Origin of the sequence: Avibacterium sp. 20-126 (genome assembly GCF_044358625.1) — a bacterium.
Taxonomy (GTDB): Bacteria; Pseudomonadota; Gammaproteobacteria; order Enterobacterales; family Pasteurellaceae; genus Avibacterium.
The window spans coordinates 1177067-1199440 of record NZ_CP091457.1; the positions used below are offsets into that span (position 1 = coordinate 1177067).

Annotated in this window: 22 protein-coding genes; 7 read left to right on the forward strand and 15 right to left on the reverse strand. The window is 40.5% G+C overall.

Annotation, left to right across the window (positions count from 1 at the left end):
* Positions 1-39 precede the first annotated feature (39 nt).
* The 3 genes from fadD to L4F91_RS05420 form a co-directional block, all read right to left on the reverse strand.
* On the reverse strand, positions 40-1728 hold the full coding sequence (gene fadD / locus L4F91_RS05410; RefSeq protein WP_265761887.1) for a long-chain-fatty-acid--CoA ligase FadD: 1689 nt from the start codon (positions 1726-1728) through the stop codon (positions 40-42).
* A 74-nt stretch (positions 1729-1802) separates the two neighbouring features.
* Positions 1803-2516 (reverse strand): tRNA (adenosine(37)-N6)-threonylcarbamoyltransferase complex dimerization subunit type 1 TsaB, encoded by a 714-nt coding sequence (gene tsaB, locus L4F91_RS05415; protein ID WP_265778017.1) that lies wholly within the window; start codon positions 2514-2516, stop codon positions 1803-1805.
* Positions 2516-4459, reverse strand: a complete 1944-nt coding sequence (locus L4F91_RS05420) for an ATP-dependent DNA helicase (RefSeq protein WP_265778016.1) — start codon at positions 4457-4459, stop codon at positions 2516-2518. Before L4F91_RS05420 ends, tsaB begins: the two co-directional genes overlap by 1 nt.
* Positions 4460-4644: 185 nt before the next feature.
* Here L4F91_RS05420 and L4F91_RS05425 point away from each other — a divergent pair, with 185 nt between their 5' ends.
* Both L4F91_RS05425 and L4F91_RS05430 read left to right on the forward strand, forming a co-directional pair.
* Positions 4645-5133, forward strand: a complete 489-nt coding sequence (locus L4F91_RS05425; protein ID WP_265761884.1) for a TlpA disulfide reductase family protein — start codon at positions 4645-4647, stop codon at positions 5131-5133.
* On the forward strand, positions 5133-5447 hold the full coding sequence (locus tag L4F91_RS05430) for a c-type cytochrome (protein WP_250363063.1): 315 nt from the start codon (positions 5133-5135) through the stop codon (positions 5445-5447). Before L4F91_RS05425 ends, L4F91_RS05430 begins: the two co-directional genes overlap by 1 nt.
* Before the next feature lie 49 nt (positions 5448-5496).
* On the opposite strand, the gene nhaA is transcribed toward L4F91_RS05430, so the two are convergent.
* A complete protein-coding gene (nhaA, locus tag L4F91_RS05435; RefSeq protein WP_265761883.1) occupies positions 5497-6669 on the reverse strand; it encodes a Na+/H+ antiporter NhaA in 1173 nt (390 codons plus the stop codon).
* Positions 6670-7061: 392 nt separating this feature from the next.
* On the opposite strand from nhaA, the gene nrdA reads away from it, so the two are divergent.
* Complete coding sequence (nrdA, locus tag L4F91_RS05440; RefSeq protein WP_395897770.1) at positions 7062-9332, forward strand: class 1a ribonucleoside-diphosphate reductase subunit alpha; 2271 nt, start codon at positions 7062-7064, stop codon at positions 9330-9332.
* 296 nt (positions 9333-9628) lie between these two features.
* Here nrdA and dapD read toward each other — a convergent pair whose 3' ends face one another.
* From dapD to rlmE, 6 genes are all read right to left on the reverse strand, one after another.
* Positions 9629-10456, reverse strand: coding sequence for a 2,3,4,5-tetrahydropyridine-2,6-dicarboxylate N-succinyltransferase (gene dapD / locus L4F91_RS05445; protein WP_395897772.1), 828 nt, complete (start codon positions 10454-10456; stop codon positions 9629-9631).
* Positions 10457-10570: 114 nt separating this feature from the next.
* Complete coding sequence (gene kdsA / locus L4F91_RS05450) at positions 10571-11425, reverse strand: 3-deoxy-8-phosphooctulonate synthase (RefSeq protein WP_250350191.1); 855 nt, start codon at positions 11423-11425, stop codon at positions 10571-10573.
* Between the two features lie 21 nt (positions 11426-11446).
* Positions 11447-12265 (reverse strand): SirB1 family protein, encoded by an 819-nt coding sequence (locus L4F91_RS05455; RefSeq protein WP_250350190.1) that lies wholly within the window; start codon positions 12263-12265, stop codon positions 11447-11449.
* Positions 12265-13173, reverse strand: coding sequence for a peptide chain release factor N(5)-glutamine methyltransferase (gene prmC / locus L4F91_RS05460; RefSeq protein ID WP_395895237.1), 909 nt, complete (start codon positions 13171-13173; stop codon positions 12265-12267). Before prmC ends, L4F91_RS05455 begins: the two co-directional genes overlap by 1 nt.
* Before the next feature lie 149 nt (positions 13174-13322).
* A complete protein-coding gene (gene ftsH, locus L4F91_RS05465; RefSeq protein ID WP_265778407.1) occupies positions 13323-15230 on the reverse strand; it encodes an ATP-dependent zinc metalloprotease FtsH in 1908 nt (635 codons plus the stop codon).
* Between the two features lie 92 nt (positions 15231-15322).
* The gene (rlmE, locus tag L4F91_RS05470) at positions 15323-15952 is read right to left on the reverse strand and encodes a 23S rRNA (uridine(2552)-2'-O)-methyltransferase RlmE (RefSeq protein WP_250350188.1); all 630 of its coding nucleotides are present in this window, start codon (positions 15950-15952) and stop codon (positions 15323-15325) included.
* A 117-nt stretch (positions 15953-16069) separates the two neighbouring features.
* On the opposite strand from rlmE, the gene yhbY reads away from it, so the two are divergent.
* Entirely contained in the window at positions 16070-16366 is a 297-nt protein-coding gene (gene yhbY, locus L4F91_RS05475) for a ribosome assembly RNA-binding protein YhbY (RefSeq protein WP_103852935.1), read from the forward strand.
* 32 nt (positions 16367-16398) lie between these two features.
* Here the strand turns inward: yhbY and greA are convergent, their stop codons facing one another.
* Entirely contained in the window at positions 16399-16875 is a 477-nt protein-coding gene (gene greA, locus L4F91_RS05480) for a transcription elongation factor GreA (RefSeq protein ID WP_265761879.1), read from the reverse strand.
* A gap of 189 nt (positions 16876-17064) precedes the next feature.
* Between greA and dacB the strand changes: the two genes are divergently transcribed.
* Entirely contained in the window at positions 17065-18507 is a 1443-nt protein-coding gene (gene dacB / locus L4F91_RS05485) for a serine-type D-Ala-D-Ala carboxypeptidase (protein ID WP_395895240.1), read from the forward strand.
* A gap of 3 nt (positions 18508-18510) precedes the next feature.
* Positions 18511-19305 carry an MOSC domain-containing protein gene (locus tag L4F91_RS05490; protein ID WP_395895242.1) on the forward strand — a complete coding sequence of 265 codons (795 nt, stop codon included), beginning with the start codon at positions 18511-18513 and terminating at the stop codon, positions 19303-19305.
* Between the two features lie 64 nt (positions 19306-19369).
* On the opposite strand, the gene L4F91_RS05495 is transcribed toward L4F91_RS05490, so the two are convergent.
* From L4F91_RS05495 to L4F91_RS05510, 4 genes are all read right to left on the reverse strand, one after another.
* Positions 19370-19726, reverse strand: a complete 357-nt coding sequence (locus L4F91_RS05495; protein ID WP_395895243.1) for a type II toxin-antitoxin system PemK/MazF family toxin — start codon at positions 19724-19726, stop codon at positions 19370-19372.
* On the reverse strand, positions 19726-19998 hold the full coding sequence (locus L4F91_RS05500) for an antitoxin (RefSeq protein ID WP_250350182.1): 273 nt from the start codon (positions 19996-19998) through the stop codon (positions 19726-19728). The genes L4F91_RS05495 and L4F91_RS05500 overlap by 1 nt, the downstream gene beginning before the upstream one ends.
* 148 nt (positions 19999-20146) lie before the next feature.
* The gene (locus tag L4F91_RS05505; RefSeq protein WP_395895245.1) at positions 20147-21016 is read right to left on the reverse strand and encodes a pirin family protein; all 870 of its coding nucleotides are present in this window, start codon (positions 21014-21016) and stop codon (positions 20147-20149) included.
* 69 nt (positions 21017-21085) lie between these two features.
* On the reverse strand, positions 21086-21325 hold the full coding sequence (locus L4F91_RS05510) for a DUF896 domain-containing protein (protein WP_250363068.1): 240 nt from the start codon (positions 21323-21325) through the stop codon (positions 21086-21088).
* Between the two features lie 151 nt (positions 21326-21476).
* Between L4F91_RS05510 and L4F91_RS05515 the strand changes: the two genes are divergently transcribed.
* Complete coding sequence (locus L4F91_RS05515; RefSeq protein WP_250363069.1) at positions 21477-22358, forward strand: LysR family transcriptional regulator; 882 nt, start codon at positions 21477-21479, stop codon at positions 22356-22358.
* Positions 22359-22374 lie beyond the last annotated feature (16 nt).

The following is a 22374-nucleotide window of genomic DNA, read 5'->3' on the forward strand; positions in this document are numbered from 1 at the left end:
TTTTGTCCGCCCTTGATTTATTTTTATCGCTTAAACCGATTAATGCGATGGACGCTTCGCTAATTCTTCATCGCGTAACACACGGCGGAGAATTTTACCGACATTGGATTTCGGTAACTCATCTCTAAACTCAATATCTTTCGGGATTTTATATCCTGTAAGATGCTGTCTGCAATGTTGGCGTAGCTCATCACGTGTGAGGCTTTCATCTTTTTTCACCACAAACACCTTAATTGTTTCACCTGATACTTCGTGTGGCACGCCAATTGCAACCACTTCTGCGACTTTATAATTGAGCATAATCACATCTTCAATTTCATTTGGATAGACATTAAATCCCGAAACGATGATCATATCTTTTTTACGATCGACAATACGCAAGCTGTAAGAGTCGTCCATCACCACAATATCTCCCGTTGCAAGCCAGCCATCTTTCAGTACTTCAGCGGTTGCTTCTGGGCGTTTCCAATAACCTTGCATCACTTGATCACCTTTCACCCAAAGCTCACCCGGCTCGCCAAGTTGCGCTTGTTCGCCATTGTCTTTGATAATTTTAATGTCCGTATTGGGAACAGGAACCCCAATAGTGCCATTGTGTTTCACCACATTAATTGGGCAAGCAGCAATCAGTGGTGAACATTCTGTCATACCATAACCTTCAATAATGCTACAACCTGTGGTTTCGTGCCAACGTGTTGCGACAGATTGCTGAATTGCCATTCCGCCACCCACAGAAAGTTTAAGTTGTGAAAAATCAATTTCTTTGAAATTCTCATTATTTAATAAGGCATTAAATAAGGTGTTCACCCCTGTAATCGCCACAAAGCGATGTTTTTTCAGCTCTTTTACAAAACCGTCAATATCACGTGGATTGGTGATCAGAATTGCTGTAACACCCAATTCAATAAACAATAAACAGTTCACCGTCAGGGCAAAAACGTGATACAGCGGTAACGCCAAGATCGCTTTTCGTTCACGGGTATGATCGCCAACAAAAGGATAAGCAATCCATTTTGCCTGAAATACATTGGTAATAATATTGTGATGAGAAAGCATTGCCCCTTTCGCAACGCCTGTTGTTCCCCCTGTATATTGTAAAAAGGCAAGATCATTGCGTGTTAAATTAGGACGGACATATTGGCGATATTTGCCAACGGCAAGCACTTCACGGAAAGTAACGGCGTGCGGGAGTTTATATTTTGGCACGAGCTTTTTAATGTATTTCACCACAAAATTCACCAATGTTCGTTTGCCAAAAGAAAGCTGATCGCCCATTCGGGTTAAAATAACGTGTTTAACCGCGGTATTGAACACCACTTTTTCAAGGGTTGAGGCAAAATTCGATACTACCACAATCGCTTTGGCACCGCTGTCTTGCAGCTGATGTTCGAGTTCTCTTGGGGTGTAAAGCGGATTCACATTGACGACAATCATTCCCGCGCGTAGTATGCCGAATAAGGCAATAGGATACTGCAATAAATTAGGCATCATTAACGCCACAGGATCGCCTTGTTGTAACTTCAATTCATTTTGTAAATAAGCAGCAAAGGCACGGCTACGCTCTTCTAATTTACGAAAGGTCAGCACCTGCCCCATATTAATATAAGCGGCACGATCAGGATGTTCTCTCACGGCTTTATCAAACATATCTAAGATGTTTTCATAAGCGGAGGTATCCAGTTCCCTTTCTGCCCCCTCTGGATAATTGATAAACCAAGGCTTTTCCATTTGTTATCCTTATTATTTTTATTAAATCTTGTGGATTTTATCACTCGCTCGCGAATGTGCCAAATCCTGATGCGTTATTCACGCCCCGGCAACTTTTTCCAAGTAACTTCATTGCGTAAATAAACGGGTTCAATTTCCACCGCACTTATCCATTGTTTTTGCCAGTAATAAGGCAATGCCAACGGTAGCATTGCTCTAGCGGAAGGTAAAAGAATGTCTGACGCGGTTGCCCAGTCAAGCTGCGAAAGTGCTTCATAAGCCGCCCAGCCTGTGCCAACTTTACGCCACTCGCCTTGTCCCTGTTGTGCAAGTTCAAGTACCTGTTGTGCAGAACACACCTGTTCAGTAACCACCTCATTCCATTGTAAAAATTGATGAGAATCCAACCGCACTTGTTCTGCATTAAGTTGGCTGAAATACACCTCATTCATTCTTGCATCAATGGCACAGAGGACTTGCGTCGTGCCATATTGTTCATACGCTTGCTGAGCCATTGTCGTCAGATTAGAAATAGGAATCACTGGAAAATCAGCCCCTAATGCCAAGCCTTGTGCAATCCCTGCGCCGACACGCACGCCAGTAAAACTGCCCGGCCCACGCCCGAAAACTAACGCATCCACTTGATTGAGCGTAATACCAGACTGGTTTAAAATTTCATCAATCATTGGCAAAATACGTTTTGTATGGGTGCGTTGTGCCAATTCATCTAAATGCGTTATTTCTCCTTTGTGCCATAAGGCGACAGAACACGCCTCCGTAGAGGTATCTAAAGCGAGTAAAGTTGTCATTATTTTTTCTCTGTTAAAAATTGAATTACGTTGTTTAAATCTCGGGTTCGCGTTGCGTTTGGTAAACTTTTTAAAAAGGTTTCGCCGTAGGTACGCATCACCAAACGGCTATCACAAATAATCACCGCCCCTCGGTCTGTTATATCACGGATCAACCGCCCAACACCTTGTTTTAAGGTGATGACTGCCTCAGGAATTTGAATCTCATTAAAGGGATCTTTACCCTGTAAGCGACAATCTTCCATTCGTGCTTTAAGTAAAGGCTCATCTGGTGCGGTAAAAGGTAATTTATCAATAATCACTAAAGAAAGGGCATCACCACGGACATCTACACCTTCCCAAAAACTTGAGGTTGCCACCAGCACCGCGTGAGATTGGGTAGTAAACTGTGCTAATAATTGACTTTTTGCCGTTTCCCCTTGTAATAAAACTGTTAAATCACTGTGTTCACGAAAAAAATCTGCCAGTCCACGCATCATAGAATAAGAGGTGCAAAGGACAAAACAGCGCCCCTGATTTTTTTCGATGATCGGTAATAACATTCGCCCTAACTGCGTTTGTGTCTGAGATTGGTTCAATGCAGGCAGGAACCGTGGCACGCATAATAGGGCTTGCTCAGGGTAATTAAAGGGGCTAGGCAAAATTTTCTGCACCGCATTTTCAATCCCCAAGCGCTGACAAAAATGCTGAAAATTGCCCCCAACTTCAAGGGTGGCAGAGGTGAAAACCCAAGCCGCCTCTTTTTTACTGATCTGTTCACCAAATTTATCAGCCACAGTGAGCGGTGTGATATGCAAGCCAAAACCACGCCCCATTGTTTCATACCAATAACAATAGCCCACTAAATGGGTTTCTTGCAGGCGTTTTAACACCAACTGAATACTGGCAACACGTTCAAAAATGCTATCTAGAGTTTGTGAACGCCCGAGAGAAAGCTTCACTACTTCGGATAAAAAGGCTAATTTCTCTTGCAATAATTCTACGCATTTTTGCACCGCACTTTTATCTGCTGAATGCATTGAATGTTGTGCATATAACTCTCGCCAATTTCCTCGCCGATTACCTTCGCCCAATAATAGACGAAAATCTTGCACTACTTTAAGTAAAGTATCAGCCGCCACGCCAAGCTGTTTCATATCTTTTAATTCTGTACGATAAACAATATTGGCATCTTTGCATAAATCAAATAATTGACGTGAAGTGAGGGATATGCCGAAATATTGGCTCGCCACATCGGCAATTTGGTGGGCTTCATCAAAAATAATGGCTTGCGCATTAGGAATAAGCTCACCGAAGCCACTTTCTTTTACCGCCATATCCGCAAAAAACAAATGATGGTTCACCACCACTAAATCTGCGTTTAACGCTTTTTTGCGAGCGGCTGCCACATAGCAATCCGCATAATTAGGGCAATCTGAACCTAGGCAACTTTCGGTAGTACTGGTGAGCTGGGGCAAAATCGGGCTATCTTCCGCAATCTCCACACATTCGCTTAAATCCCCCGTTTTGGTGGCATTATTCCATTTTCGCACTTTAGCAAGATCCGCTAATACGGTGCGATCCCCTAACACACCTTGTGCAATAAGCTGATCTAAACGCTCAAGGCAAAGATAATTGGCACGCCCTTTTAATAAGGCGATTTTCCCTGTATAGCGCAACGCTTTTTTTATAGCCGGAAGATCACGATTAAATAATTGATCTTGTAAATTTTTTGAGCCTGTGGAAATAATGGTTTTCTTGCCGGCAAGTAACGCAGGCACTAAATACGCAAAGGTTTTCCCCGTGCCTGTCCCCGCTTCTACCACAAGCGCTTGCTTGTGCGAAATCGCCTCCGACACGGCTTGCGCCATTTCTAATTGTTCGGCACGCGGGCGAAATCCTTTAATGTGCTGACTTAATACTCCATTTTCGGCAAAGGCGTTGATGACAGTTTGGCTATCCATTCATTCAATTCGGGGTTAAGGGTAAATAAATTGGCGGCTATTCTAACAGAAAAATGCTATACAGTGTTGTACTGGATAGCGTTATTGTTCATTTACAAATCAAAAAATATTGAATGCGATATTTTGTGGTAACATAGCAAATCAATTTTTTTAATGGATAATAGAATGCTTTAATGGATAATAGAATGCAATTAAGACATAGTCTCAAACTCGGTTTATTAAGTGCGGTGCTTTTTTTGCTTATTTCTTGTAAAGATCAAACCGCCAATATCGGCAGTCAAGCACCTGATATTGCGGCTTTTGATTTGCAGGGCAATAAGGTGGAATTAAGCCAATTTGCAGGGAAAAAATTGCTGATCAATTTTTGGTCAGAAACCTGTGGCATCTGTATTGTTGAGATGAAATTATTACAGCAATTTTCCCAAAACTATCCCAATACATTACAACTTTTAGCCATTAATATTGATGGGGAACGTGGTAACACACAAGCGGTGGTAGAAAAAAATCAACTGACTCTGCCAATTGTCAAAGATCAGCTTAATATTACCGCTGAACGTTATCAGTTGGTTGGCACACCAACCTCATTCTTGCTTGATCCTAAGGGAAAAATCCTTTATAAATTTGAGGGTTTAATCCCAGAAAACGAATTACGAACATTCTTTGAGGAAAAATAATGAAAGGTTACGCTTCGACTCTACTTTTTATTGCAGGCACGCTATTGGCATTCAATAGCCAAGCCGATGAAAGCCTAGAACATACACAAAAGATTTTTAACCGCACTTGTGCAATGTGCCACGGTAAGCAAGGGGAAAAATCGGCATTAAATCAATCTGCAATGATCAATAACTTAAAAACTGAAGAAATTCTCACCGCACTTGAAAAACGCAAAGCGGGCGAAATTGTCGGTGCGGGGAATGCCGCAAAATCTCGTTTAAGTGAAGAAGAAATCAAAGGATTAGCGGAATATATTCCAACATTGAAAAAATAGTATTAAAAAAATCGGGCTACTTAGAATAGCCCGATTTTTTTACCTCATATTATTCCTTAGGTTTCGTACAGACCTTTAATAAGAAATACCCTCCTACCGCTGAAATCGCTGAGCCTAGCAAAATACCTACACGGGCAAAACTTGCCATTTCACTTGCCCCATCACCACCAAAGGCGAGTCCCGCCAAGAACATTGACATTGTAAATCCAATACCGCAGAGCAAGGCAATGGCAAAAATCTGTTTAAAATTAATTCCTTCAGGCAATTTCGCAATACGAAATAGCACCGATAAATAACTAAATAAAAAGACACCAAGCGGTTTTCCAAGTAATAATCCTAAGATCACGCCTAAAGTGAGCGGTGAGCTTAACGTCTCTATCCCCATTCCTGCTAAGGATACTCCCGCGTTGGAAAAAGCAAACAGGGGCAAAATAAAGAATGAACACCAAGGGGCTAAAATATGTTCCATATCGTGCAACACTTTTCTGCCATTTTTCCCTTTGAGTGGAATACTAAACCCAATGATAACGCCAGCTAAGGTGGCGTGTACGCCCGATTTTAGCACGGATACCCATAACACTAAGCCGACAATCACATAAGGCCCTAAATTGGATACTTTAAAGCGATTAAGCAAAATCAACCCCACAATGGCAATACTCGCTAAAATTAACGCGCGCGTACTCAAATCCTGTGAGAAGAACAAGGCAATCACAATAATCGCGCCTAAATCATCAATAATCGCCAATGCAAGCAAAAACACTTTTAATGCGAAAGGCACACGACTCCCAAGCAAACCTAATACGCCTAGTGCAAAGGCAATGTCTGTTGCCATTGGAATTGCCCAGCCATCTTGATATTGTGGGGTATCCTTGGTGACAAACCAATAAATTGCCGCTGGCACAATCATTCCTCCCAAGGCGGCAATGGCTGGGAAAATGGCTTTTTGATAGCTTGAAATTGCCCCCGTGAGCAATTCTCGTTTTACTTCTAATCCCACAAGGACAAAAAATACCGCCATAAAGCCATCATTCACCCACATCAAGAGTGGTTTGTTGATTTGTACAATGGAACCAAATTGGATCACCACTGGCGCATCAAGAAAGCTAAAATAAAAACGGCTCAAGGGCGTGTTTGCCAATAAAATGGCAAAGGCAGCGAAAAACAGCAATAACATTCCGCTGGCTGCTTCTAATTTCATAAAGTATCGAATGTATCGAACCATTAATCTCTCCTAGTCAAAATAACGGGCTTGAAAATAAACACCCAAATGGATCATTTCTTTGTAATAAGAAAAAGCAATATCATCAGTAAGTTTTTCTAACATATAAGGGAAAAATAGGTCAATAAAAATCGGAAAATTTCTCTTAGTTATTGAAAAATTTGTGATTTTTCACACATTTTTTAACCGCACTTTGCTTTTTAATTCCTGATAAAAATAAGGGGTAAATTCATTTCTATGATTTTTGCTTATTTATAAATAACTTAGTTTATGTCAAGAATTGGACGTAAAATTTAGTGCTTGCAGTTTCGTTAATAACACATTATCTTGTACCGCGTTTTCAATAAACCACTATATCTTGTGTTTTTACGCAACACCAACAAATCGGAATGTCTATGAATAAAGCTATGATGGTCACCAAACGTGACGGAAAACAAGAACCCATCGATTTAGATAAAATTCACCGAGTGATCACTTGGGCAGCAGAGGGATTGGATAACGTTTCTGTTTCTCAAGTAGAATTGCGTTCCCATATTCAATTTTATGAGGGGATTCGCACTTCGGATATTCACGAAACCATTATTAAAGCTGCGGCAGATTTAATCAGCAAAGATACGCCTGATTATCAATATTTAGCTGCGCGCCTTGCGGTTTTCCATTTGCGTAAAAAAGCCTATGGGCATTTTGATCCTCCGCGTTTATATGATCACGTTAAAAAATTGGTGCGTTTAGGCAAGTATGATCAAGCCTTACTGACCGATTATAGCCGTGAAGAATGGGACGAAATGGACGGCTTTTTAGATCACTGGCGTGATATGACATTCTCTTATGCGGCAGTCAAACAGCTTGAAGGCAAATATTTAGTACAAAATCGTGTCACAGGTGAGATTTATGAATCTGCCCAGTTCTTATATATTTTGGTGGCAGCAAGCTTGTTCTCAACCTATCCAAAAGAAACGCGCTTAGATTATGTACGCCGTTTCTATGATGCGACATCGACATTTAAAATTTCTCTGCCTACACCAATTATGGCTGGGGTGCGTACACCAACACGCCAATTCAGTTCTTGTGTGTTAATTGAATGTGGTGATAGTTTAGATTCCATTAATGCGACTGCCTCTGCCATTGTGAAATATGTTTCTCAACGCGCTGGAATTGGCGTAAACGCCGGAGCGATTCGTGCCTTGGGTAGCCAAATCCGTGGCGGGGAAGCATTCCATACAGGCTGTATCCCATTCTATAAATATTTCCAAACTGCGGTGAAATCCTGTTCACAAGGCGGGGTGCGTGGTGGAGCGGCCACCGTTTACTACCCAATTTGGCACTTGGAAGTGGAAAGCCTGTTAGTCTTAAAAAATAACCGTGGTGTGGAAGATAACCGTGTTCGTCATATGGATTACGGTGTTCAGCTTAACAAATTAATGTATCAACGCTTAATCAAAGGTGGCGAAATCACCTTATTTAGCCCTTCTGATGTGCCGGGGTTATATGAAGCATTCTTTGCCGATCAAGATGAGTTTGAACGCCTTTACACCCAATACGAACAAGATCCAGACATTCGTAAACGCAGTGTGAAAGCCGTTGAACTGTTCTCCCTATTAATGCAAGAACGTGCATCCACAGGGCGTATCTATATTCAAAATGTGGATCACTGTAATACCCACTCGCCATTTGATCCTTGCGTTGCGCCAGTGCGCCAATCTAACCTTTGTTTAGAAATCGCATTGCCAACTAAGCCACTTTCTCATATTCACGATGAAGAAGGTGAAATTGCCCTTTGTACCCTTTCAGCTTTCAACTTAGGGGCGATTGCAAACCTTGATGAATTAGATGAACTTGCAGATCTTGCTGTGCGTGCCTTAGATGCCCTATTAGATTATCAAGATTACCCTGTGATCGCGGCAGAACGTAGCTCTCTTGCGCGTCGCTCTTTAGGAATTGGCGTAATCAACTTTGCTTATTATTTAGCTAAAAATGGAGTGCGCTATTCAGACGGCAGTGCCAACGATCTCACCCATCGTACTTTTGAAGCCATCCAATACTATTTATTGAAGGCTTCAATGAACCTTGCGAAAGAAATGGGGGCTTGTGAGTATTTCGATCAAACCACTTACGCTCAAGGTATTTTACCGATTGATACCTATAAAAAAGATGTGGATACACTCACGCAAGAGCCATTACATTACGATTGGGAAAGCCTACGCCAAGACATTAAAATCTTTGGTTTGCGCAACTCAACACTGACCGCACTGATGCCATCAGAAACGTCATCGCAAATTTCCAATGCAACCAACGGCATTGAACCACCGCGTGGACACGTCAGCATCAAAGCGTCAAAAGACGGTATCCTCAAACAAGTTGTACCAGATTATGAAAACTTAAGTGAAAACTACGAGTTATTATGGGATATTCCAAATAATGATGGTTACTTACACCTCGTAGGTATTATGCAAAAATTTGTGGATCAATCCATTTCAGCCAACACCAACTACGATCCACAGCGTTTTGAAGAAGGCAAAGTACCGATGAAAGTGTTGTTAAAAGATTTATTAACCGCTTACAAATATGGCGTAAAAACTCTTTATTACCAAAATACCCGTGATGGCGCAGAAGACAGCCAAGAAGATCTTGATGACGGCTGTTCTGGTGGGGCGTGTAAAATCTAATTTATCAAGAGCGGTAATAAATTTAATTATTTTTCCACACAAAATATAAGCCACCTTTGTAAGGTGGCTTAATTAAGGGGATAATCCTCTTTCTTTTCATTATTGCTAGAAACCATATTATCAACCCAAATATTCATTCTCCTTTATAGATATTCATTGATGATCTCAAAAGGCTTTTTATCTAAGCTTTTTTCTATAAAAACGCAATCACAAAGCGTTTATAATATTTTTCATAAAAAAATCTGCACAAGAAACTCTCGTGCAGATTTTTATTTTTGATCAATTAGTATTAAATATTACTCATCAATACTACGCAATAACTCGTTGATTCCTACTTTACCTAAGGTTTTCGCATCAACTTTTTTCACGATTACTGCACAATAGAGATTATATTTACCGCATTTTGAAGGAAGGCTACCTGAAACGACCACAGAACCTGCTGGTACGCGACCGTAATGGATTTCGCCAGTTTCGCGATCATAGATTTTAGTAGATTGACCGATGAATACGCCCATTGAGATTACACAGCCGTCTTCTACGATAACGCCTTCAACCACTTCAGAACGTGCGCCTATAAAGCAGTTGTCACCGATGATGGTTGGGTTAGCTTGTAATGGCTCTAATACGCCACCGATACCTACACCACCTGAAAGGTGAACATTTTTACCAATTTGCGCACAAGAACCTACGGTTGCCCAAGTATCCACCATTGTGCCTTCGCCAACGTAAGCACCAATGTTTACATAAGATGGCATTAATACGGCATTTTTTGCAATATATGCACCTTTACGCACAGTAGCAGAAGGTACAACACGGAAGCCTTCTTGTTGGAAACGTGCTTCATCATAGTCTGCAAATTTAAGGGCGACCTTGTCGTAATATTTGGTTTCAGCACCATCAATCACTTGGTTATCGTTAATACGGAAAGAAAGCAATACCGCTTTTTTTAACCATTGGTGGGTAACCCATTCACCATCAATTTTTTCTGCAACACGGTATTTACCACTGTCTAAACCTTCAATGACTTCTTCGATAGCAGCACGCGTTTCTGTATCTACTGTTTTAGGAGTGATTTCAGCACGGCGTTCAAACGCTGCTTCAATGATATTTTGCAAATTTGACATATTTTGTTTCCTATTCAAATGTAAAAATTAAAACAAGGCGGTATTTTTATCATATTTCCGCCTAAAACTCACCTGTTATTGTTTGTTTTTCTCTAATACTTAATCTTTAAGTACCTAATTTGAGGTATCTAGCTCTTCAAAAGACTTCACTAAATCATCGACTGCTTTCATCTGGCTTACAAAGGCTTCTAATTTTGCTAATGGTAAAGCAGAAGGCCCATCACATTTGGCATTTTGTGGATCAGGGTGTGCTTCTAGGAATAGCCCCGCCAGCCCCACAGCTAGCCCTGAGCGCGCTAATTCTGTCACCTGTGCGCGGCGACCGCTTGATGCAGCCCCAAAAGGATCGCGACATTGTAAAGAATGGGTTACGTCAAAAATCACTGGGCAACCTTTGGAAACGGTCTTCATAACGCTAAAGCCAAGCATATCTACAATAAGATTATCATAACCAAAGTTTGTCCCGCGATCGCAAAGAATCACTTTATCGTTACCACATTCTTCGATTTTCTCTACGATATTTCCCATTTGTCCGGGACTTAAAAATTGGGGCTTTTTCACATTAATTACCGCACCGGTACGTGCCATTGCTTCAACAAGATCCGTTTGGCGAGCCAAAAATGCGGGCAGCTGAATCACATCAACCACTTCAGCGACAGGTTTACATTGATAGATTTCGTGAACATCAGTAATTAATTTAACCCCAAATGTGTCTTTCAATTCTTGGAAAATTTTCAACCCCTCTTCCATTCCCGGCCCACGGTAAGAATGAATTGATGAGCGGTTAGCCTTATCAAAAGAAGCTTTGAATACATAAGGTACGTTTAGTTTTTGGGTTACCTCAACATATTTTTCACACACTGCCATTGCCATATCACGGCTTTCTAACACATTCATTCCACCAAATAAAACAAATGGTTTATTGTTAGCAACTTCAATGTTCCCAATTTTAATGACTTTATTTTGCATAATGTTCTCTAATAGATAAATTTAGTGAATTAATTCTTTTGCTGCTTTTTCTTGCGCTTCAATATCTTTCTCAATTAGCGGTAATTGTTCTTTAAACATTATTGAGAAAGAATCATCTGGTCTTTTTTCAACAAATTCTTTAAGATCTTTCAATGCCTCTGAAAGACGCCCAAGTTGCATTTTTAGAATACCACGATCACGAATTTCATCTAAGGTATCTGGATAACGTTCCAATACGTTCTCAACGTAAGTCAATGCTGGTTCGTATCGACTTTCTCGCATTAAGGAATTTTTCGCTAATTGCCCATAACGAAATTCTAATTCTTCTTCATCTTGCTCACCGAATAGGGGAACAGAAAATTCCACATCATCACCATAATGAAGCTTACAAATATATTCAATATATTTTTCTGAAGATTCTCTTCCTGTCCAAGGATCAAAATAAAGATGTTTTCCATTAACATCCGCTTTAAGCATAATATTGACTGGAAATTCCATTGCATAAATCGGTAAGGCTAATTTTTCAGCGAGATACAATAAAATACCACCGACAGAAATAGCAACCCCACGGCGATTTGTTAAAACATCGGGTAGATAATAATTAGAATGATCAAAAGAATTATTAGAATCAATCAAAAAGCCCCAATCAACATAAATTAAATCGATCAACTTTCTAATTTTTGCTTCATCGTCTTTCTCTTGCTCAATAGTTTCTCTTGCTTGAGTTAAAAAACCATTCATAATTGAATGAATATTTCCTAGCTCGCGTTGCCCATCATTCCCTGTAAGCACATAAAAATTAAGCATTTCATTATAAATTGCATTGCGATTTGTATTCATCAATCATTCCCTCTTGTATTTAATTGAGCTAATGTTATACGTTCGTGTTGGTGATAATCCTTACGAGAAATAACGTTATGCCACAAATTCTTTTGAAAAAAAGACCGCACTTTTTCTCCTTGCTGCCAACCGTGTTCCAATAATAACCAGCCTTGTGGTTTTAGATGCGTTGGTGCATTAATGATAATGTGCCGTAAATCTGCATACCCCTGTTCTTTAGCGATTAAAGCAGTCAATGGCTCGAATCGCACATCGCCCAACTGCAAATGCGGATCATCTTTATCAATATAAGGCGGATTACTTACAATGATGTCAAAACGCTGATCTTGTAAATTTTCAAACCAATTGCTTTGATAAAAAAGAATATTATCAACATCATTACGTTTTGCATTGTCTTGCGCTAAGTTTACCGCATTATCAATCAGATCAACACCCACAACCGAAACTTTAAATGATTTTTTCGATCTAGATCGCAATTCTTGTGCAAGCGCTATTGCAATTGCCCCTGTACCTGTGCCTAAATCTAATATTTTCAGTTCTTCTCCAAACTGAGCTGATGAAATACGTTCTTCCGCACAAATTAAGGCATTTTCTACTAAAATTTCCGTATCTGCTCTTGGAATAAGCGTATCTTCAGAGACCCTTAGATCAAGCGTCCAAAAAGGCTGCTGACCAAGAATATAAGCCATTGGCTCACAGCTTACACGGCGTTGCAATAGTTTTTCAAGCTGCGCTAATTCTTGTGCTGAAAGTATGGTTTCGGAAAAGGCTAAAAGAGAGGAACGAGAACGCCCTGTGACAAATTGTAATAATAGGTTAGCATCCACCTTGGGGTTGATAAAAGGATCTGTCTTTTTATTCCCCATCAGTTGCGTTTCTGCCCAAACGAGCCAATCTGCATAATTCATTCGGTTATTCTCAATCTCATTGATACAGTAAATTAAAATAAAAAATAAATTGAATTTATTATTTGAATTTACTTTATGTTAAAGCTTAAAAAGGAAAAAAGAAAGGACTGATTTCTTATAAAAATCAGTCCTTTAATAGGATTAAGTGGTTAGTTATGCTCAGATTTGTCTGAATTTTCCACCGCACTTTGATTTTGTGTAGGTGCAGTTTGTTCAGCATTTTTTTCTGAACTTGCTTTACCGCTGTCACTCCAACCTGAAGGTGGGGTAACTGGCTCACGATTCATCAGCTGTTTAATCTGCTCTTCTTCAATGGTCTCATATTTTACTAATGCATCTTTCATTGCGTGTAAAATATCCATATTGTCAATTAATAACTGTCTTGCACGATCGTAGTTTCGAGTAACAATAGCACGAACCTCTTCATCAATAACATGTGCCGTTTCATCTGACATATGTTTTGCTTTTGCCATTGAACGCCCTAAGAACACTTCACCTTCATCTTCAGAATAAAGAATTGGCCCTAATTTATCGGAAAAGCCCCATTGGGTTACCATATTACGCGCAATATTCGTGGCAACTTTAATGTCATTGGATGCGCCAGTAGAAATATTTTCTTCGCCGTAAATTAACTCTTCTGCCAAACGTCCAGCATAAAGGGTTGAAAGTTTACTTTCTAATTGTTTCTGGCTAATGCTGACTTGATCTCCTTCTGGTAAAAAGAAGGTTACCCCTAAAGCACGTCCACGCGGAATAATGGTCACTTTATGCACGGGATCGTGTTCTGGTACAAGATAGCCTACAATGGCGTGTCCAGCTTCGTGATAAGCAGTCGATTCTTTCTGCTTATCCGTCATAATCATTGTGCGACGTTCTGGCCCCATATTGATTTTGTCTTTTGCTTTTTCAAACTCAAGCATTGAAACCAATGGCTTGTTCATTCGCGCAGCAAATAATGCGGCTTCATTAACAAGGTTTGCCAAGTCTGCACCTGAATAACCCGGTGTACCACGCGCGAGCGTCATTGCATTCACATCTGGGGCAACGGGTACTTTACGCATATGCACTTTTAAGATTTGCTCACGCCCTAAAACATCTGGCAAGCCCACCACTACTTGGCGGTCAAAACGCCCCGGGCGAGTTAAAGCGGGATCAAGCACATCAGGACGGTTGGTTGCGGCGATCACAATCACCCCTTCATTACCTTCAAACCCATCCATTTCCACTAACATTTGGTTAAGGGTTTGCTCACGTTCATCGTGTCCGCCACCAAGACCAGCCCCACGTTGGCGACCTACGGCATCAATTTCATCAATAAAGATCAGGCAAGGTGCATTTTTCTTTGCTTGCTCAAACATATCACGCACACGAGAAGCCCCTACCCCCACAAACATTTCTACGAAGTCAGAACCTGAAATAGTAAAAAATGGCACTTTCGCTTCACCAGCAATGGCTTTAGCTAATAAGGTTTTACCTGTTCCCGGTGGGCCAACCATTAAAATCCCTTTTGGAATTTTACCGCCCAACTTTTGGAATTTACTTGGATCACGCAAGAAATCCACAATTTCACCCACTTCTTCTTTGGCTTCATCGCAACCTGCAACATCTGCAAAGGTGGTTTTAATTTGCTCTTTTGTCAGCATTTTGGCACGGCTTTTTCCAAAGCTCATTGCTTTACCGCCACCACCTTGCATTTGTCGCATAAAGAAGAACCACACGCCAACAAGCAGTAGCATTGGGAACCAAGAAATCAAAATTTGTGCTAAAAAGCCACGTTTTTCTGGCAATGTTCCTTCTACTTTTACCTTTTTATTTAATAAATCATTGAGTAATTTATCATCATAAATTGGCATTACTGTTGAATATTTGGAACCATCTGATTTGGTAACCTGCAATTCATTATCATCAAATCTCACTTGACGAACTTGATCATTGCCTACATCAGTAATAAATGTGGTGTAATCAGTCATATTACTGCTTGAACCACCGCTAAAGCCCTGATATGCAGACATCATAACGACTGCAATAACAATCCATAGGACTAAGTTTTTGACCATATCTTTCAAGGTTTGACCTCGTTTTTCTAAGTTAATAATTTGTTACAAGATTACTACATTCATTCCAAAATGAGAAGTTATTGAATTTATAGTTAATATTTGTAACCCGTTGCCACAATATACACCTCGCGAGAGCGTCCACGAGATGCTTCAGGTTTACGTACTTTAACAACACTGAAAAGAGAACGAATCTCTTTTAAGTATTCATCAAAGCCCTCACCTTGGAAAACCTTTACAACGAAACTGCCTTTATGTGCCAACACTTGTTTGCACATATCTAAAGCCAGCTCGACTAAATACATTGCACGCGGAATATCTACTGATGGCATTCCGCTAAAATTAGGTGCCATATCAGACATCACTACATCTACTTTTGCTTCGCCAACTCGTTCAAGCAAGGCATTAAGCACATTCTCTTCACGAAAATCCCCTTGCAAGAAATCAACCCCTACAATAGGATCCATCTCTAAAATATCACAAGCAATGACTCGACCTTTACCGCCAATTTGACTCACCACATACTGAGACCACCCTCCGGGAGCAGCTCCTAAATCCACGACGGTCATTCCGTGCTTAAAAAGACGATCTGTTTGTTGAATTTCATCAAGCTTAAAATAAGCTCGCGAACGCAACTTCTGCTTATGTGCCTTTTGGACAAATGGATCTTTAAAATGCTCATTTAACCAACGCGTTGAACTTGCTGAACGTTTTTTCTTTCCCATAATTTCTTAATTTTTGTGGTAGTTTCGTCAATATAAGGTTAAAATTTCCCAGTTCAAGGTGGTATTAGGAATTTCTCCATAAAAAACACCGCACTTTATAAACATAGGATTAAATTAATGCAGTTATCAACAAAACAAAAACAATTTTTAAAAGGGCTTGCGCACCACTTAAGCCCTGTCGTTATGCTAGGTGGAAATGGTTTAACCGAAGGGGTTATCGCTGAAATTGACAACGCCCTCAATCATCACGAATTAATTAAAGTGAAAATTGCAGGAGCTGATCGCGAAACCAAACAACTTATTATCGATGCGATTGTCAGAGAAACGCAAGCTGCTGCGGTGCAAACTATCGGTCATATCCTTGTGCTTTATCGCCCAAGCGAAGAACATAAAATTTCCTTACCTAAAAAATAAGTAAAATGGGGCGTATTAAAACGCCCTCTTTTTTATTTATATTCCACTTCAATAATATCAAACTCAACCGTTCCACCGGGAGTGGTAATGGTTACGCTATCGTCCACTTCTTTGCCAATTAAGCCACGAGCAATCGGTGAATTTACTGAAATCAAGCCTTGTTTAATATCCGCTTCATCATCCCCCACGATTTGATAGGTTACTTCTTCCTCAGTATTCACATTCACTAACACGACCGTTGCACCAAAGATAACTTTGCCGTTATTTGGCATTTTGGTTACATCAATGATTTGACTATTCGCCAACTTTCCTTCAATTTCTTGAATACGCCCTTCACAAAAACCTTGTTGCTCGCGTGCCGCGTGATATTCCGCGTTTTCTTTTAAATCACCGTGTTCACGCGCTTCTGCAATGGCTTTAATGATTTCGGGACGGCGAGTATTTTTTAAAAAGTCCAATTCTTCTCTTAATTGTGCTGCACCGCGTACAGTCATTGGAATTTGTTGCATTGCTAAATCCTTATTCCTTTTTTAGTCAAAAATAAAACCACGGCAAAGCAATACTTTGCCGTAGCTCAAAAAATAATTTTAATGCAAATCGCATTATTACATCATTTATGCGAGAAATAATTTTACTCTCGCGAGATCCAGCACTATTATTGTGTTTCTGAAAAAAAATAGCAACCATCGCGATTATTTATGTACAAATTATCATCAAAATTATGGACTTTTGCATTAGGAATTTCCTTCGTTTTACACCCCTCACTGAGCGCCGCTAAAGTGGACGTTGAAGAACTTCGTACACAACTTCCTACGGGAACAAGCCTTTCGTTCGTAGCGAAAAACTTAAAAACGCAAGAAATTCTCACCGCACTTAATCCACAAACCTTTATGCTCCCTGCAAGTACACAAAAAGTGTTTACTGCACTTGCTGCCAAACTGAGCCTTGGCGATGAATTTCATTTTGAAACGAGTTTATTACGAGACGGTAATATTGAAAATGGTGAGTTACAAGGTAACTTAATCATTAAATTCACTGGTGACCCTGATTTAACCAGCGATCAACTCTATCAGCTGCTTGCCCAAGTAAAGCAACAAGGTATTCAACGCATCAAAGGGGATCTCATTTTAGATACGGCGGTATTTACTGGACACGACCGTGGCTTAGGTTGGATTTGGAACGACTTATCAATGTGCTTTAATTCACCACCAGCCGCTGTGAACATCAATCATAACTGTTTTTATGTGGATCTTGATGCCAATTTGCCTGTGGGTGAATTGGTGAAATTCAACGTGCCAGCGCAATATCCTGTGCAAGTGTTCGGTCAAGTGCGTGTGGCAAGCAAAGAAGATGCGCCTTATTGCCAGCTTGATGCCGTGTTGCACGACAACAATCGCTATCAAATTAAAGGCTGTCTTGCTCGTCAAAGTAAACCTTTTGCGCTCAGTTTTGCTGTGCAAGATCCCAATGCTTATGCTGCAGCCATTATTCAACGTCAATTAAACCGTCTCGGTATTGCATTTAATGGCAAAATCCAACAACCTCGAACCGCACAAAAAGGGCAGTTTTTAGCGCAACATTTGTCTAAGCCCCTACCAGATTTGATCAAAAAAATGATGAAAAAATCCGATAACCAAATTGCCGACGCCCTCTTTCGTACCATTGGTTATCACTATTACAAACGCCCTGCTTCTTTCCAACTTTCCGCAAAAGCAATGCGCCAAATTCTGCAAAACAAAGCGGGCATAAAATTTGATAATAGCGTTATCGCCGATGGTTCAGGGCTTTCTCGCCACAATTTGATTTCTGCCAATATGATGTTACAATCCCTTGAATACATTGGAACGCACCAAGAACAACTGCATTTATTAGAAACCTTTCCTATTGCAGGGGTTGATGGCACGTTAAGCGGACGCGGTTCAATGATTGCCCCACCTCTTGCGCAAAATATTTCGGCTAAAACAGGCGCATTAAAAGGGGTTTATAATCTGGCTGGCTTTATGCAAAATATCAAAGGACAACGCATTGCATTCGTACAATTTATCAACGGCTATTCCACGGGCGATCTGGAAAATAAAACGAAACGCGCACCCTTAGTGCGTTTTGAAAATGCCCTATACAGCCAACTTTATGAGGATTAGACAATGAAATTACAGCATATTTACCTATACCCCATCAAATCAACACAAAGCTATGAAGTGGCGCAAGCGGTAGTTCAACCGCAAGGGCTTAATTTTGACCGCACCTTTATGCTTACCGAACTAGATGGCACCTTTATCACCGCACGCAAAGAGGCGGAACTTTATTATTTCCACGCGTTGCCGACACCGCTTGGCTTATATATTCAGCATAAAGGCGGTTCAGCAATTCAAGTTCAATATACGGATTTTCAACAAAGCCAAGCCTGTGAAGTGTGGGGGAATGAATTTAACTCGTTACTTGCACCACAAGAAATTAATCAATGGTTTAGCGAAAAAATCGGTCGTGCTGTGCAACTGCGCTGGACAGGCGAACACACGCAACGCACAATCAAACGCTACCCCGATCAACCGCTCTCTTTTGCAGACGGCTACCCACTTTTACTCACGACTACCGCCTCATTTAATGCCTTACAACAAGCTTGCCCAAGCCCAATTTTCCCCCTTCAATTCCGCCCAAATGTAATCATTGATGGCATCATCCCCTTTGAAGAACAACAATGGGCTGAAATTCAAATTGGTGAAGTCAAATTCTTACACAGTAAACCTTGCGAACGCTGTGTGCTTACCACACGCAACCCAATCACTAACCAAACAGATCCTAAAATGGAACCTTTCCGCACGCTGAAAAAACTTAACCACAACGAACAAGGCGCACCACTTTTCGGCATTAATTTAATTCCATTAAATACCGGCGTTATTCGCGTGAATGATCAAGTGAACATTTTGGCATTGAAATAAAAAAGTGCGGTGGTTTTTAGAGAAATTTCTCTTAAAACCACCGCACTTTTATACATAACTCATTTTATTGAGGATCAATAAGATCAACTAATTTCATTACTACTTCGTCTATTAAATGAGGTTCTGCCACCGTAGCAAATTTTGCATTACGAGCGTTCAAATCAAGAGAACGTATTTGGTGACAAAGAATAACGCCAGTTACCGCTCCTGATTTAGTACTCACACCATCTAATACTACGGTAACACTTTGCGAACGAGCCGCCTTTCCACCACTAGAGATAGGGCAACAAATTGCCACACCTAGCGCTTTATTTAATACTTGCTCCGAAATTACAATAAAATAATGAGGCTTGCGTAGCTCTCGCCCTAAGCTAGGATCGGGATCAACATACCAAATTTCTCCCTTTTTTGGCACGCGCATTACCATACTTCTTTACCTTGTGCTGAGCTTTCCATTATTTCTGCGACATCCTTGTTTAACGCTGTTATTTCTTCACTATCAATGCCTTCTAACAACTGAGTAAGATTTTTTCGCCCTTTAGGCTGACGCTTAACAGCACTTAACACGACGGTTTCATTTTTTGTTTCAATATTTAACACATTGCCCGCTTGCCAGCCCATTTGAACAGCAATTGAATTGGGTACCGTTAAAATAATCGCCCCACCTTGTTGTCTTAATCTACCTTGCATCATATTTTCCTTTGTTCGTGTTACTTTGTAACACATCATAAAGAAATTTTACTCACTCCACAATCAAATTCATTCTGAATCAAAATAAAAAGTGCGGTGGTTTTAAGAGAAATTTCTATAAAAACCACCGCACTTATTCAATTATTGAAGATTAATGAATATTACCAAACTCGCCTTTGTTAAACGCGTTGAATTTTTCGATTAATTCTTCGCGGGTGTTCATTACAAACGGGCCATAGGCGGCAATTGGTTCATTAATTGGTACGCCACTGAGTAAAACCATTTTGACGTTTTCCTCACCTGCGGTGATTTTGACTTCACCGCTTTCGTGATTGAAAATCACCAATTCGGTTGGTGCAGCACGATCGCTATCATTAATCAGTGCCGTTCCACGCAATGCTACCAGCATTAAATGGTGGCTTTCTGGTACGTTAATGGTTACGCTGTGGTTCGCATTAATATCTATTTCCCACATATTTAACTCGGTAAAGGTACGGGCAGGCCCTTCTACGCCATCCAGCTCACCTGCAATAATGCGTGCTGTACCCGCATTATCAGCAAAGTGATAAATTGGAATATCTGCCGCTTTAATGCTTTGATAGCCTGCTGGGGCATTTTTATCTTTCGCTGGCAAATTTACCCAAAGTTGTAACATTTCAAAAGTTCCGCCTGTTCGGCTGAAATTTTCGCTATGAAACTCTTGGTGAACAATGCCATTTCCTGCGGTCATCCATTGCACATCACCTGCTCCAATCACGCCACCATTGCCATCGCTATCGCGGTGTTCTACTTCACCTTGCAACGCAATCGTAACGGTTTCAAATCCTGCGTGTGGATGTGCGCCTACGCCTCTTGGCGCGCCGTTATGAGGTTTAAATTCCATTGGCATTGCATAATCTAGCATTAAAAATGGGCTAGTGACTTTGTCTTGTTGGCTATGTGAGAATAATGGTGACACATAAAAACCATCGCCAACCCAGTGTTTTTGTGGTGCGGTATAAACTCGATTTACTGTACGCATAATTTTTTCTCCTAAATTTGATAAATTCTGTTTTCTGTGATGCCCTGAATATTCAGGGCGGTGAGTTCATTAATAAGTCGCTACTTGCATTCCATTACGTTGCGCTTCACGCAATTTAGTTGGGGTAACATCATTGCCTTCTGGATCAACCACACTGACAGTGGATAAAATATTGATCAATTGTCCACGGATTGCAGCTAAATAACGTTGCCGTAACGCACTACGCTCATTTAATTCAGCTTCAGAAAGTGCGGTAATTTTTGCTTTACGGGCTAATTCGTTAATTCTATCTAATTCTAAAATACGCATTTTCTTTCTCCTTGTTGCTAGAAGCTGTTAATAATTCATTTTATATGTGAGTTATCAATAGCCTCTAAATGTTTGCTTATTTCTTGTGGCGTAGTTTATACTTGTTCCATACATCAAACAATAATCAAAAATAAAACCAAAGGTTCTATTTATGCAACAAATTGATCTCAATGATATGCGCTTTTTTGTGAGCGTGATCCAATCTGGTAGCTTGACCCAAGCTGCTGAACAATTAAATGTGCCAAAATCGCGTTTAAGCCGTCGTTTAACGGAGTTAGAAAATCAGCTCGGTAGCAAGCTGCTTGATCGCAATCGCAATGGGGTACGATTAAATGATCTTGGTGAACATTTTTACCAACACGCCTTACTCGCCGTGGAAGCTGCCGAAAGTGCGGTAAATTCTGTAGCAAATTGTTTAGCCACGCCTCGTGGTTTACTACGCATTTCGGTTTCCAGTGAGATTTTACGTTATTGGCTCACCCCACATTTATCACACTATTTACAGCAACACCCTGATGTTGAGCTGAACATTACAATGGAAAATCGCCGTGCTAATTTATTGCAAGAAGGGGTGGATATTGCCTTACGCATTGGGGATCTTGACCTTGATGACGTGGTAGCAAAGCATCTTTTTGATATTTCTTCTGGAATTTATGCCTCGCCAAATTATTTAAGTAAAAATGGCGTCCCTCAAACACCACAAGAATTGAAAAGCCATCGCCTGCTGCATAAAAGTGATGGCAAAAATTGGCTGTTCAAGCAAGGCAATCAACGGGAATTGATACAAGTGAAAAAAGCTTTGCAAGCCAATGATGCGGCGGTATTAGCCCAATTAGTGGAAGATGACTACGGTATTGCCCTGTTGCCTGAATTGCCCGATTTAATTCAACCCAATTGGCAAAAGTTATTACCTGATTGGCAACTCGAATCAGCGCCTTTATATGCAATTTATTATAAAAATCGCGGGCTTGCGCCAACAGTGCGAACATTTGTTAATTTTTTAAGCAAAATCGCAAAAAATTGGCAAAAATAATACCGCACTTTTTATT